The organism is Yersinia sp. IP36721, from assembly GCF_003634395.1.
Taxonomy (GTDB): Bacteria; Pseudomonadota; Gammaproteobacteria; order Enterobacterales; family Enterobacteriaceae; genus Yersinia; species Yersinia entomophaga.
This window is the reverse complement of the sequence record NZ_QCZL01000002.1, coordinates 219,656-234,457: the sequence shown is the minus strand read 5'-3', so window position 1 is coordinate 234,457 and position 14,802 is coordinate 219,656. Positions and strand designations below refer to the sequence as shown.

Here is a 14,802-nt window from a genome sequence, read left to right as displayed (position 1 = left end):
CGGTGCGCAATGACATATAACACTAATGGGTATGACGAGGGCCTAGCAAAATTCTGCCTCTATAGGGCGGAATTAAGCCGTAACTACCTGAACTAACATTTCTTTGGCTGCTGTCTGTGCTTTGGTTGCGATTTCAGGTCCGTAAGCGATACCTTCGGCGAATACGAATTCCACATCGGTAATACCGATGAAACCCAGGAACAGACGCAGGTAAGGAACAATAAGATCGGTTGGGGTATCTTTATGAATACCGCCGCGGCTGGTCAGGATAATGGCACGTTTGCCCGTGACCAGGCCTTCAGGGCCTTTTTCGGTATAACGGAATGTCACGCCAGCGCGGGCAATCAGATCGAAATAGTTCTTCAACTGAGTAGGAATGTTGAAGTTGTACATTGGAGCGGCAATAACGATCACGTCATGACCTTGTAACTCGGCGATCAGCTCGTCGGAAAGAGCCAGAGCTTCTTGCTGACGCGGAGTCAGACCTGCATCAGAAGGACGAAGTGCGCCAACCAGTTCACCGTCTAAAACAGGAATCGGCTGAGCTGCCAGATCGCGCACGGTAATTTGGTCGCCGGCGTGAGCAGATTTCCATTCTTCAACAAAAAAATCGGCCAGCTGGTTGGACTGTGAGTGCGTTGCCAGAATGCTTGATTTAAGAACCAGAACTTTACTCATGGGAATTCCTTAATAGGTAACAGTGATATAAGGGGGATACCCTTTCAATGGAATACACTGTATTCATATTTTTCTAGTAGGGATAGCGCAATATTTTGCGTTCTTTGTTCGATTTTATTGAATAAAATTTGCGGAAGGCTACAACCCGCGGAATATAGGGCGGAAAAGCGGATTGTGTTACCATGTCTCGCAATATAGTCTAAGAAAATCATGCCTCCGCCCAGAGCCAAGGCCGATGTAACAAGGAATACCGAACGTGAAATCTTCTCTCGCCGCATTATCCGCCCAGCTTGGCGAGTTGATGCTCCGCGACCAGCAACGGCTGCGTCGTCGTCTGCAAGGCGCACGCAAAATCACTAACCCGCAGGACCTGCAACCGATTCTCGATAAACTCGAGAATGACATTGCCGTTGCCGCGCAGCGGGTTGCCAGCCGTAGAGCCGCGTGTCCGACGATTAATTACCCGGAAAACCTGCCGGTAAGCCAGAAAAAGGCAGATATTTATAATGCTATTCGCGATCATCAAGTGGTGATCGTGGCAGGGGAAACCGGTTCGGGTAAAACCACGCAGATTCCTAAAATCTGTCTGGAACTGGGACGCGGTGTGAAAGGCGTGATTGGTCATACTCAGCCGAGGCGTTTGGCTGCTCGCACCGTGGCGAACCGTATTGCCGATGAACTGGATTCTACTCTCGGCGGTTGCGTCGGTTATAAGGTTAGGTTTAACGATCAAGTGGGTGAGAATACCCTGGTTAAACTGATGACCGACGGCATCTTGCTGGCTGAAATTCAGCAAGATCGACTGTTAATGCAGTATGACACGCTGATTATTGATGAAGCGCATGAACGCAGTCTGAACATTGATTTTATTCTGGGTTATCTGCGTGAACTCTTACCGAAACGTCCTGAACTTAAGGTTATCATTACCTCTGCGACTATCGATCCGCAGCGTTTCTCTCGTCATTTCAACAACGCACCTATTATCGAGGTTTCCGGCCGTACTTATCCGGTGGAAGTGCGATATCGCCCCGTGGTGGATGATGCCGATGACGTGGAGCGGGATCAGCTACAGGCTATTTTTGATGCGGTGGACGAACTGGGTCGAGAGAGCCCAGGCGATATTCTGATCTTTATGAGCGGGGAACGGGAAATTCGTGATACCGCCGACGCGCTCACTAAGCTGAATCTGCCTCATACCGAAGTGCTGCCGCTGTATGCGCGTTTGTCCAACAGTGAACAGAATAGGGTATTCCAATCCCACCACGGGCGGCGCATTGTGCTGGCTACCAACGTCGCGGAAACTTCATTGACGGTGCCGGGGATTAAATACGTTATCGATCCCGGAACTGCCCGGATCAGCCGCTACAGTTTCCGTACCAAAGTGCAGCGCTTGCCAATTGAGCCGATTTCTCAAGCCTCGGCTAATCAACGTAAAGGGCGCTGTGGACGGGTGTCCGACGGTATTTGTATTCGCTTGTATTCGGAGCAGGATTTCCTGTCTCGTCCCGAATTTACCGATCCGGAGATTCTGCGCACCAATCTGGCGTCAGTTATTCTGCAAATGACCTCCCTAGGGCTGGGGGATATCGCCGCATTCCCATTCGTCGAAGCTCCGGATAAACGCAACATTCAGGACGGCGTACGCTTGCTGGAAGAGTTAGGGGCGATCCAAACTGCAAATAACGGGCATCAGCAACTTACGCCTTTGGGCCGCCAATTGGCTCAGTTACCAGTAGATCCGCGCTTAGCTCGCATGGTATTACAAGCCCAGAAAAACGGCTGTGTGCGCGAAGTCATGATTATTACCGCCGCGCTGTCAATTCAAGATCCGCGTGAGCGGCCGATGGATAAGCAGCAAGCGTCAGATGAGAAACATCGCCGTTTTGCAGATAAAGAATCAGATTTTCTGGCCTTTGTTAATCTTTGGGATTACCTCAAGGAACAGCAGAAAGAGTTGTCATCGGCGCAGTTCCGTAAACTTTGCCGCAGCGATTATTTGAATTATCTGCGGGTTCGGGAATGGCAGGATATTTATACCCAGCTGCGTCAGGTCGTGAGAGAGTTGGGGCTGCCGGTGAATAGTGAGCCTTCGGATTATCGCAGCGTACATACTGCATTGTTGACGGGATTGCTTTCCCATGTCGGGCAGAAAGATGCTGATAAACAAGAGTATACCGGCGCTCGCAACGCCCGTTTTGCTATCTTCCCAGGCTCGGGTTTATTCAAGAAACCGCCGAAATGGGTCATGGTCGCGGAGCTGGTGGAAACCAGTCGCCTGTGGGGGCGAATTGCCGCACGCATCGAACCGGAATGGATTGAGCCGCTGGCACAGCATCTGGTCAAACATCACTATAGCGAACCACACTGGGAGAAAGCTCAGGGTGCGGTGATGGCCAGTGAGAAAGTGACGCTGTTTGGTCTGCCGATTGTCGCGGCGCGTAAGATTAACTATGGCTTAATCGATCCACCGCTGTGCCGTGAACTGTTTATCCGCCACGGTCTGGTGGAAGGTGATTGGCAGACGCGCCACGCTTTTTTCCGTGAAAATCTGAAACTGTTGGCCGAAGTGGAAGAGTTAGAACACAAGTCCCGTCGCCGGGATATTCTGGTGGACGATGACACACTGTTTAACTTTTACGATCAGCGTATCGGTCGTGATGTGGTCTCAGCGCGCCATTTTGATAGCTGGTGGAAGAAAGCGAGTCAGGCACAGCCTGAGCTGCTGAACTTCGAAAAAACCATGCTGATTAAGGATGGTGCCAACAAAGTTAATCCATTGGATTATCCTAATTTTTGGTATCAGGGTAGCCTGAAGCTTCGTATTTCCTACCAGTTTGAGCCGGGCGCTGATGCCGATGGGGTGACGGTACATATTCCTTTGCCCATTCTGAATCAGATTCAAGAGCAAGGCTTCGACTGGCAAATTCCGGGGATACGTCGGGAATTGGTTATCGCGCTGATTAAATCCCTGCCGAAACCGGTGCGACGGAATTTTGTTCCTGCTCCTAATTACGCAGAGGCCTTTCTGGCTCGCGCCACGCCACTGGAAACCGGGCTTTTGGATTCGCTGGAGCGGGAGTTGCGGCGCATGACTGGCGTGACGGTGTCACGTGAGAGCTGGCAGTGGGATCAGGTGCCTGACCATTTACGCATGACTTTCCGTATTGTTGACGATAAAAATCGCCCGCTGCGAGAAGGTAAGGATCTGGCTGCGCTTAAAATCCAGTTGCAGGAAAAAGTGCAGGAAACCTTGTCCGCCGTGGCTGACGATGGTTTGGAGCAAAACGATCTGCATATCTGGAGCTTTGGCGATTTGCCAACCTGCTATGAACAGCGTCGCGGTGGTTATGAAGTGAAGGCTTATCCGGCGTTAGTGGATGAAAAAGACAGCGTAGCCATTCGTTTATTTGAAACTGAAACTCAGCAACAGCAAGCCATGTGGCAGGGCACACGGCGTCTTCTTTTGCTAAATATTCCGTCGCCAATTAAGTACTTACATGAAAAACTGCCGAATAAATCCAAATTAGGGCTGTATTTCAACAGTTATGGCAACGTACTGGATCTTATTGACGATTGTATTGCCTGCGGCGTAGACAAACTGGTGGCTCAGTACGGCGGGCCGGTATGGAAAGCGGAGGAGTTTAGCCGCTTACAGGAGAGTGTTCGGGCGGAACTGAATGATACCGTGGTTGAGATTGCCAAGCAGGTAGAGCAAATCCTGACGACGGTATTCAGTATCAACAAACGTTTGAAAGGGCGTGTTGATATCGCGCAGGCGTTGGCGCTTTCTGATATTAAAACGCAGCTTTCCGGCCTGATTTATCGAGGTTTTGTCACAAACAACGGCTGGAAACGCCTGCCAGATACGCTGCGTTACCTGCATGCGATTGAGCGAAGGTTGGAAAAACTGGCGGTGGATCCTCATCGCGATCGCGCTCAAATGCTGCGGGTTGAGCAGGTGCAGCAGGTTTGGCAGCAGTGGCTACATAAACTGCCGCCGAAACGTGCGCAGGATGATGATGTGAAGGAAGTGCGTTGGATGATCGAGGAGTTGCGGGTGAGTCTGTTTGCTCAACAATTGGGTACCGCTTATCCGGTTTCGGATAAACGTATCCTGCAAACTATCGAGCAACTTTCCGCCCAGTCTTGATCGGCTATCACCGTGCAGTCCGCCGTTGTACGCGGCGATCGCGCGGTGGTATCTCGTTAGACTCAGAAACAACGGTGAGGAAAGATACAGAATCTATTACTTTGCTTTTATCAATATAATTAAACGTATATTAATGAGATTCTTTATGAAAACTATTATTAATAAATAATATTTTAACCATTTAACCATTTAACCATTTAACCATTTAACCATTTAACCATTTAACCATTTAACTATAAATATTAATTGTTGCTCTAAGTTTTAATTTAATAGTTACTGTGGAGTAAGATAGTGAATGAATTATAAGTTCATTAATTTTAATATCAATAATTATTTGAATGTTATTTTTATTATAGGCTGGTGCATTCTTTGCGATAATTGATTTTGCTCATGGTTTTTATTTAAATTTTCCTTTAATTATAATTGGTTGCGCCCGCTTTGTGAGGGCTGTAAAGATATTTATTCGAAGGTTAGCGTTTGTTGGAAGTTGATTCGGACAATGAATATTAATATAAAAATTTTTTATATTAATAACGCTTTTCATCTATGTTTATAGATGAGTGACCGTCAGAACACCCCTGTAATGCTATTCAATTCATGCCAAGCGAGGTGTGTATGAGTTTCTATCAATCGGACGTGTATGTGGATTACGGCAGTTTATTTGTCTTTCATCCTGAAACGAATAATTTATTCCGACAAAACTCGCTTTACTCCTACTTCTTAGCGCAATTAAACGCAGATGAAAAAACATCGCGATTCTTGTCATCCAAAAGTTGGTTTGTGAACTATGTGCAAATATTGGAATCGATCTTCTGGCAGTTCTCTGACGTACAATCTGATAGATATCGACCCGATAAGATCGGCGCAGAACTAGTGCTCAAAGACATGATGAGCGATTTTTTTAAAGAGATGGTGCCGCCAGATGCCTGGCGTTTCGTCGCCAGTGGAATGGAATTATTACTTGAGAAGCCATTCACTGAGGAGGCAATCGAGGTTTATCACGCTGGAACTTTCGCTGAAACAGATTCCGATGATTTTATACGTGAACCTTTTTCCGGCACTGTCACCCGAGTGAAGCTACAGGTGAATTTTGTGTCGGATCTGAATGTTATTTCCACGCTTTGCCTGTTTTTCACCACCGCCGAGACAGTGAAAGGCCATTTACTTAGCCAGAAATTTTCTACGCAGGGGATTGTTGGCGATATTCATGTTTATATGACGACAGCAACACTGCATGAAAGAAGCTACGCCGCCATTAGCCAGAGAGTAAAAGAGAAAATCCAAAGCAAGGTTGATGACTTTATTTTTGCTATTTAAATGAAGCCCAGGACTAGCAGGAGAAGGAAGGAAGAAGGCGTGCTCTGATGAGCACGCCGGCTATTCACTCGTCAATTCAGCGAAGAATATTTACTTATCTTTAGACTTTTTGCTCAGCAGATTTAGCTTTTCTCTGATAGCCGTAACGGCCAGCGCGCGATTATCCGCCAGATAACGGTCTTTAGCCGCAGGGGCCGAGCTTTGGATTGCAATCAGCGACCAGCCTTCCGGGCCTTTGAGTAAAAGCGGGGAACCACTGTCGCCGGGCAAAGTATCACACTGATGGGATAGGACGCCTTGCTGTGCCCAGCCAGTAATCAGACAGTTTTCATGACTGTACAGACTATCCAGATGATCCAGCGGATAACCCGCCTGAGTTACCTGTCGCTTAGCCTGTTTGAGTGCCTGCGTTAGCTCTGCTGATGTGCCTTGCCAAAGAGGTAAGGGTTTAATGGGTAAGGATTTTGAACTGGTTAACCGAATAAGAGCAAAATCATAGGCCGCCGCAGCAGGTGGAACGATCCAGCCTTCACCGTCCGGTTTCAAGCGCTTGCCCAGTTTAGGGTCAACTAAGGTTTCCAGCTTCCCGGTTTGATATGCCCATTTCTGATTGTGGGAAATAAAACGTAAAGCAATAGCTTTATCCATTTTTCCTGGAGGAGCCAGTACGCAATGGCCTGCGGTCAGAACCAGGTGAGGGGAAATAAGCGTTGCGGTACATAAGTTGCCGCTCGCCGTTTCAATTTGTCCAATTGCCTGCCACGGCCAATCCGCGCCGTTGGTCACCTCTGTTCGATCGTCTTTTCCGAAGAATAACGTGTTTTGATCTTTGGCGCTGGCCGTTTCTGGGGAGTCGGCGTAGGCCATGGAGACGGAAAAAGGTAACAGACTCAACAGTAGTAGTGATGATAAGCGCATAAATAATCTGCCTTGCAAAGGTCATCCATTAACACTCAAAAAAACCGCTGATTCCGGCAAAATTAGGAATATTGCTACCGGTAACTATAGACATAATTCACCCTGTCGGGCTGTTCAGCAATTGATTTTTCGATATTTTCGTGTGATGGCTTAATTAGAATTATAAGTAAAAACTAAGGGTAATCAGACCGCACAGAATCAGAGCGGTCAGGATGATTTCGAATAGGTAGCGACGCAGCATGGTGACGACCCCCGATAAAAAACACCCGGTATAACCGGGTGTTGAGCGAGTCAGGTGTGACTTCGTTACATTCGGTCAGTTATTTAGCCGCTGGTGCCGCTTTTACCGTGCTTTTATGATGTTTTTTGGCGGCCTGCGCTTTCTGCGCTGGCGCTTTGGTTACGGTTTTGTGGTGTTTTTTGGCGGCCTGCGCTTTCTGCGCTGGCGCTTTGGTTACGGCTTTGTGGTGTTTTTTGGCGGCCTGCGCTTTCTGCGCTGGCGCCTTGGTTACGGCTTTATGATGTTTTTTGGCGGCCTGCGCTTTCTGCGCTGGCGCCTTGGTTACGGCTTTGTGGTGTTTTTTGGCGGCCTGCGCTTTCTGCGCTGGCGCCTTGGTTACGGCTTTGTGGTGTTTTTTGGCGGCCTGCGCTTTCTGCGCTGGCGCTTTGGTTACGGCTTTATTGTGTTTTTTAGCAGCCTGTGCTTTTTGCTCGGTTTTCTTCACGGCTTTTTTGGCGTGTTTTTCATGAGCCATTTTTACCGTGGTGTTATGAGTGGCAGCGGTTGCTGGTGCAGCGGCAGTGGTGTCAGCGGCGAAAGCCGCAGAAGACAAGCCCAGAGTAGCAGCAACAACTAAGGCTAATAATTTTTTCATGGGTGTTTCCTCGGCATTCTGTTTAGGGGCGGCTCGATTGGGCCGTTAAAAAGAGTGTAGGGAATGCTGATGGGAAGATCCGTGAGTCATTGGTTTCGGCGTGTAACCGTTTGTACAGCGGCTGTTTATACTTGAAAACCAGTCGCCTGCGTGGGGGCGATTGCTCAGGCTAAACGACGATATATACAATTATGTTTTTTTTCTGCCCGATTTTTATTCTCGCGTGACCTCTCTGATGAGTTTTCATATCAATGCACTCAGGGAACGTTATGACTATAAAAAATAGCGGGAAATCACAGCATATTTCCGTGGCAGTTAAGAAAGCGCATTTTATTCACCAGCAACTATCATCTCATCGCGCCGCTCGCCCTGTCAGCTACGCTTTATCCGGTCTACTGTCGTTAGGTATTAGTCTGCCGGGTCAACTGATGGCTCAGGAAAAAATATCGGATCAGCATGTTAGCGCGGGGACGACGCAGTACAGCATTCCGGGAGGATCGTTGACCGCGGCCTTACAGACCTTAGCTAGCAAGGCTAACATTATTCTGACTTTCACCGCCGAGCAGACTCAGAACAAAACCGCTGCTAGCGTGAATAACGCGCAAAGTTTGTCGGAGGCGTTTGCACAACTCTTGGCGGGAAGCGGGCTACAGGCGGTCAAAACGCCGAATGGTTACCGGTTGATGGAAGTTCCGCAGGCGTGGCTTTCCGATGACAGCATTACCATGCCGGAGCTGTCGGTGATTGGTGGAATGGCAAACAGCTTACAGGCAGGGCGTTCCACCTTGCGTCAGGAAGATATCGCCCGAGCGCAGGCGGATAATCTGGCCAGTTTAATTGACCGTTTACCCGGTGTTTCTATGGCTGGATCGCCACGTCCCGGCGGGCAAAGCCTGAATATCTGGGGCATGGGCGACATGGAAGATGTAAAAATCACCCTCGATGGTGCGCCAAAAGGATTCGAAAAATATCGACAGGGTTCGGTATTTATTGAGCCGGAGCTGATTAAGCGTATTGATGTGGATAAAGGCCCTCACAATCTGCTGAATGGTAACGGGGGCTTTGGCGGGACGGTGAAAATCGAAACCAAAGACGCCGGTGATATGCTTAAACCGGGTGAAAACTTCGGTGGCCTGCTGAAATACAGTTACCACACTAATGATAGACAGAATATCTATAGCTCTGCTTTATACGGTCGCACGGAAAACGGGCTGGCCGACGGCTTAATCTATATGAGTAAACGTGACGGAGATAATATCCGCCGCCCGGACGGCACGCGATTTGCCTACTCCACTAACGATCAGGCCTCTTATTTACTCAAGACCAATATTTATCTGACAGATTCTCAGACTCTAACCTTATCGGCGATGCGTTCGGAATCCGATGGCTGGCAGCCTTTTGCCGCCAAACGTGACGATATGCCGTCCCCATCAGCCGCAGATATCAAGAAATATGGCTATGAAGAAGCCTGGCGACGTAAGCTGGTGTTACGGGATCAGGTGGACAGCAACTACTCGGTAAAATGGAATATTTCTCCGGAAGATAACCCGTTACTGAATATGACCGTGACTTATGCCAATTCCAGCACCAAACAATACGATCAGCGGCCGAAAACGGCATCTACCAGTTTCCTCGGCAGTTTGGGTAATGAAAGCTGGGTCAGTTATAAAGACAACATGTTGGATATCAACAATGAAAGCAGCTTTAGCACTGGTGTGCTGGAACATGTGTTGACGGTGGGGACGCGCTGGCATAAACACGAACGCGACACCTTGATGTACTATCCAGCTCAAAAAAATAACCCGAGCTATAACTATGGCTATTTCCAGCCTTATTATATGCCAGCGGGAGAGCAGGAAACCCGCAGCCTCTATCTGCAAGATGCGCTGACGTTGGGGAGCCTGACCGTCACGCCGGGTGTGCGATACGATCACGTGACCAATACCGGGCAGCCGAACTTCGCTCCGCGTTTTAATGACCGCGATCCAGCGGCCGGTCACGACTACAGTCGTGTGACTTACACCGGCTGGTCTCCGCATTTGGGGGTGATGTGGAAGGCAACGCAGAATCTGTCATTGTTCTCTGACATCAGCCGCACCTGGCGCGCGCCGGTGGTGGATGAGCAGTACGAGGTGCAGTCTGGGGCGTCCAGCATACCGGGCACCAGTCGCAATCTGGATGTGGAGACCATCACCGGGATTCGCATGGGCGCAATCCTCGATTTTAACGATCTGATGACGAAACAGGACAGTCTGCAAATTCGAACTACCTTGTTCCGTAACCGGGGTAAAAACGAAATCTTCTATCGCCGCGGCGTGCTGTGTGACGCCCAATCTGTCAGCGGTAGTTCGTCTTCCTGTAGTGGGACACTTTCCAATTACCGCAATTTACCGGGCTATACCATCGAAGGGTTAGAAATTGAAACCTTCTATGATAGTGAGCGAATTTTCGGCAACTTGTCTTATTCCACCATTCGTGGGGAAAGAGATGCTTCGCCGCGCGACCCTTGGGGCAACCGCACCTGGATTGCAGAAATTCCACCGACTGCGGCACATGCCATGCTAGGGGTTAAAATGCCTGAATGGGACATGGCATTCGGCTGGAAAGGGGATTTCGTGCGGAAGCAGGACCGTTCTCCGTCAGATGGCGATCCTAAAGCGGATATCTGGTCATTACCGAAAACCAAAGGTTACGTATTGCACGGTTTGTTTGCCAGCTGGCAGCCAGCTTCGCTGGATGGATTTGAAGCACGGGTGGCGGTTGATAATCTGTTTAACACTGAGTATTACCCGTACCTTGGCGAGTCGGTCTCTGGCGTTGGTCGTAATATAAAGCTGAGCGTTTCTCAACGATTCTAAGACCAACGCTAGCTCAAACAGCGGCATCCTTGGCGGATGCCGTTTTTTTGCCATATAGACAGGGACTACGACGGGAAACCAAAAGGGAGAAATAAGCGGTTTGCTATAAAAATAAGACTCACTGCGAGTAATAACTTGACATAGAATAATGAAAATATAAATAATAATCATTATCATTCAAGTGAGCTGTAATTTTCGGGGTTAAAATTGACGATGAGGGAGACATCAGCCAGTGCGCATGGTTTTGCCCAGCGACTTTACTTCGAACATCACGGTTGGCTTTATCACTGGTTGCGCAACAAAGTGGGATGTCCGCAACATGCGGCAGATCTCACGCAAGATACCTTCCTGAATATCCTGATTAATCCCGATGCGCAGGCAATTCGTCAGCCCCGTCCCTTTTTAGCCACCGTGGCGCGGCGTCTGGTGGCTAATCACTATCGTCGCAAAACGATTGAAGATGCTTATCTCTCGGCTCTCAGTGCATTACCCGAAGTGGTTACGCCATCGCCTGAAACTCGTCTATTAACCTTGGAAATTCTGGAAAAACTGGATGCCGCGCTCGATGGTTTACCGCCGCAGGTGAGGGAAGCCTTCCTGTTGGCTCACTTACAGGGTATGCGCTACAGCGATATTGCTGAACGTCTGCGGGTTTCTGCCAGTTCGGTTAAACAGTACCTACAGCGCGCTAATCTTCAGTGTTTTTTCGCGCTATCTTCTTAGATGACTGCCGTCTTAAGTAAACATCTCCCTATATGAATAGCTGCTGAAATGACCATGCCCCCAATGAATAATCCGACGATTCAGGATGCCCAAGGCGTGCCTATTGCCAGCGAAAGCGCGCGGGAGGCGGTTTTCTGGCTGACGCATTTAATGGACGATGCGGCGACGGAACAGGATCGGCAGGCGTGGTTACATTGGCGTAATCAGCATCCGGATAATGAGCGGGCGTGGCGGCATATTGAGTCTTGTTGCGCCGATTTTAGTCGCCTCAACGTTCAGGCAGCCCACAGCACTTTATCTATATTGGGGAAAACCAAATTGGGGAAAACCAATCGGCGGGGCGTATTGAAGTTACTGGCCGCCAGCTGTATCACCGGCGGAGGGGTGATTCTGGGTGGTCACTCTAGGGGCTGGCTATCTTGGCAGGCTGACTATCACACCGATATTGGCGAACAAAAAAGTCTGACGCTAGAAGATGGCACGCACCTACAGCTCAATACTCAAACGGCGGTTAATGTGCGTTACAGCGATGTGGCTCGCCAGATTGTGCTAATTCGGGGGGAAGTGATGGTGGAAAGTGGCCAGTTGGAACAGCAGGCGCATTTTCCCCGTCCGCTGAGCCTGGAAACGCCACAGGGCCGTATTGTGGCGATAGGAACACGATTTAGCGTTTACTTAAAGGGAACGCAGAGTGAGGTGGATGTTTATCAGGGGGCGGTAAGGTTATCACCGCGGTCTCTTCGGCAGAGCCTGACTATCCCGGCTGGGCAGGGCGGTTGGCTGTCCGCATCTGGATGCGGGGTGAAGCCGTTAATACGAGAAAAAAGCGCTTGGGTAAATGGGCAATTATTAGTCGACAATCAGAAACTCAGTGATTTTCTTGCCGAACTAAGCCGCTATCGTTCCGGCGTAGTGCGTTGTCAGCCGGAAGCCTCCAGTCTGCGTTTGTCGGGGGTTTTCCCTTTGGCGGATACTGACCGCATTCTTAAAGCGTTACCCGATGTCTTGCCAGTTCAGGTCAAATATTTCTCTCGTTATTGGGTTCAGATAGATATTCGATGAATTATGCTGACGAATAACTAATCTACCAATGTTTATACTGTTTTTATTTTTTTACTGCCCAAATAGCCAACTCAAGTGACCTTCTTTGTAGTTACCTCGTTATCCTTTCTTACCCAAGCAGGAAAACAATGCAAACCACTAAAAATAGCCTGTCGGCGCCGTCAGATATTGCCATGATGCCTATGCGTGGCCGGGAGCGTGTTCGTTGGAGTGGTAGCACCGTTCTGGCTTTACTGTTACACGGCGGCCTGATCTGCTGGCTGGCTTATCATTATGTTGCTGCGGATTCGGTTACCGCCGCGCCGCCACCGGCGTTGATGCTGGTATTGGCAGACAAAATAGAATCCGTCCCCGCGCCAAATGATGTCCCTATGGGGCCGCCCAAAGTGCTATCTGCGCCGGAATCCAGCGTGAAATCAGAAACGGAACGGCAGGAAAGCGTGCAGCCGGCAGCGCCGGAAGCGATGAAGCCCGCAATATTGGCAGCGAAAAATAAGGTCATAGAAAAACCGAAACCGGTAAGTCAGCGTCGTGAAACGCAAAACGATAATGCGCCCTCACTGGACTCGTTACCAAGTACTACGCCGTCAGCCGAAGCAACCAGCGCGCCTCCGAGCGCAGCAGAGCAACGTATCGCCGCGCCTTACACCAGTGACAGTTTTGCGCAGACCCAAGGCATACCTGACTGGAGTAGCCTAATGCTGGGACACCTTAGCCGCCATAAGCGTTACCCGCCCATTGCGGTGCGCCAGAGTCGGCAGGGTATCGTGCTGGTACGCGTTACGCTGGATAAAGCAGGGCTGGTTTCAGCGACTCGCTTAATGAAAAGCAGCGGCGTTGACTCGTTGGATAATGAAGCTTTGGCTCTGCCTAAGCGTGCGCAACCTTTACCGCCAGCGCCGGAGGAAATAATGGCTAATCGAAAAGAAATCAGCATTACTATTCCTGTTCGTTTTGACTTACGCGAACTGCGGAATTAATGCTAAGACAAAATTGATAAAAAAGGCTCATATTTATATGGGCCATTTCTGTTCTAATATTGAATTACTGCATGGTTAACCAGCCGAGATGTTGATAAAAAAATGTCATCAGTAACATAAATGAAAATAGAATATTCAGGCCTAATGCCAGCGTCATTTTTCTGGTAATACGATGCTGTTGGCTAATTTGTTTATCCAAAGCCAGATTACTTAATTCCAATTGACGGTTTAACCGACTAAATCGTATTTCTAACGCTTCAGCCATCTTTGTATTGTAATTTTGAGCATCACACTGGTTTTGTTGGGCAAATTCAATTAGCGATTTTTGCACTTTATCCTGATAGGACAATAATTGCTGGCTGTATTCTCTATTATGTTGAAAAATATGACTTTCCATATCTTGCCACAGCGCGTGAATACGCAATCTATGCTGCTCATTTTGTTCTTGAATTTGTTTTGTCTGAGCATCAGATAACTGGTAAAGGTCACTCAGTGAATCACCGATCGATTTCTGCCACGTCAAATAGCCAGAATCTTTGTTGTCGATTTTTTCTGTTATCAGCAAGTTACTTTCTGTGCTATCCCTGTTTCGCGTTGATAATTGCGCATGAGCAGAATAAGGCACTATCTTCTCCGATCTGGGCGTTAGTTCTATCGTTGAGGGTAACACCTGTTCCATTCTTAAGGCCTGCTCAGGTCGAATAAAAAACGAGCGCCTAAGGCGACGCCATGTAAGCTACACTATGACTTATCGGTATCTTTTAGAATCTCTTTAGCGTAAATAGCGCGATAGTGATAATAAATTTTATCAAAGACGAGATAAACATTTATCAGAGCATCCGGCCAGCCAACACCCAATTATACGTGAGTCTTTTTGCTTGGTTTCAGAGAACAATTTTTGTTGTTCTAGCCGTATGCAAATCATCCCATCAAAATTAATGGAGTTGAGAAGTCATATTCTTATTTACCCCGATAATTTCTGACTGCACTCAATGTTTATTTGTAAGTTACACTCGCTCAGTTATTTTTTAACTGAGAAAGACAATTAAATCATATTATCGGATTTATTGGAGTAGGCTGTTAACTCCCAAGCGAAATGATAAGGAGTTTATTATTTACAATTAATAATAAAATTAATTTATTTATCTGCTAGGGAATGCCGCAGCAATCAGTTCAGTCTAATTCTATCTGGTGTTATGCAATTTACTTGATGCCGCGGAATTAACTGGCAGTAGATGATA

The 14,802-nt window shown here is 48.3% G+C and carries 10 protein-coding genes; 6 read left to right on the top strand and 4 right to left on the bottom strand.

The annotated features are described in order from the left end of the window. Nucleotides 1-72: 72 nt before the first annotated feature. A complete protein-coding gene (azoR, locus tag DBA33_RS03100) occupies nt 73-678 on the bottom strand; it encodes an FMN-dependent NADH-azoreductase (protein ID WP_064513853.1) in 606 nt (201 codons plus the stop codon). A 256-nt stretch (nt 679-934) separates the two neighbouring features. Between azoR and hrpA the strand changes: the two genes are divergently transcribed. Together hrpA and DBA33_RS03090 are read left to right on the top strand one after the other, a co-directional pair. Further along, the gene (hrpA, locus tag DBA33_RS03095) at nt 935-4,828 is read left to right on the top strand and encodes an ATP-dependent RNA helicase HrpA (protein ID WP_120805529.1); all 3,894 of its coding nucleotides are present in this window, start codon (nt 935-937) and stop codon (nt 4,826-4,828) included. Nucleotides 4,829-5,443: 615 nt separating this feature from the next. Continuing rightward, complete coding sequence (locus DBA33_RS03090; RefSeq protein ID WP_120805527.1) at nt 5,444-6,145, top strand: hypothetical protein; 702 nt, start codon at nt 5,444-5,446, stop codon at nt 6,143-6,145. A 90-nt stretch (nt 6,146-6,235) separates the two neighbouring features. Here DBA33_RS03090 and DBA33_RS03085 read toward each other — a convergent pair whose 3' ends face one another. Then, on the bottom strand, nt 6,236-7,063 hold the full coding sequence (locus DBA33_RS03085) for a serine protease (protein ID WP_064513848.1): 828 nt from the start codon (nt 7,061-7,063) through the stop codon (nt 6,236-6,238). 320 nt (nt 7,064-7,383) lie between these two features. Continuing rightward, complete coding sequence (asr, locus tag DBA33_RS03080) at nt 7,384-7,938, bottom strand: acid resistance repetitive basic protein Asr (RefSeq protein ID WP_120805525.1); 555 nt, start codon at nt 7,936-7,938, stop codon at nt 7,384-7,386. 428 nt (nt 7,939-8,366) lie between these two features. Between asr and DBA33_RS03075 the strand changes: the two genes are divergently transcribed. The 4 genes from DBA33_RS03075 (at nt 8,367) to DBA33_RS03060 (ending at nt 13,561) form a co-directional block, all read left to right on the top strand. Then, nucleotides 8,367-10,796, top strand: coding sequence for a TonB-dependent receptor (locus DBA33_RS03075; RefSeq protein ID WP_235601030.1), 2,430 nt, complete (start codon nt 8,367-8,369; stop codon nt 10,794-10,796). 213 nt (nt 10,797-11,009) lie between these two features. Further along, nucleotides 11,010-11,519, top strand: a complete 510-nt coding sequence (locus DBA33_RS03070) for a sigma-70 family RNA polymerase sigma factor (protein WP_064513844.1) — start codon at nt 11,010-11,012, stop codon at nt 11,517-11,519. 48 nt (nt 11,520-11,567) lie between these two features. After that, a complete protein-coding gene (locus DBA33_RS03065) occupies nt 11,568-12,581 on the top strand; it encodes a FecR domain-containing protein (RefSeq protein WP_240442677.1) in 1,014 nt (337 codons plus the stop codon). Between the two features lie 128 nt (nt 12,582-12,709). Continuing rightward, a complete protein-coding gene (locus DBA33_RS03060; protein ID WP_084414292.1) occupies nt 12,710-13,561 on the top strand; it encodes an energy transducer TonB in 852 nt (283 codons plus the stop codon). Between the two features lie 64 nt (nt 13,562-13,625). Here the strand turns inward: DBA33_RS03060 and DBA33_RS03055 are convergent, their stop codons facing one another. Next, nucleotides 13,626-14,240 carry a hypothetical protein gene (locus tag DBA33_RS03055; RefSeq protein WP_128821807.1) on the bottom strand — a complete coding sequence of 205 codons (615 nt, stop codon included), beginning with the start codon at nt 14,238-14,240 and terminating at the stop codon, nt 13,626-13,628. Between the last annotated feature and the right edge of the window lie 562 nt (nt 14,241-14,802).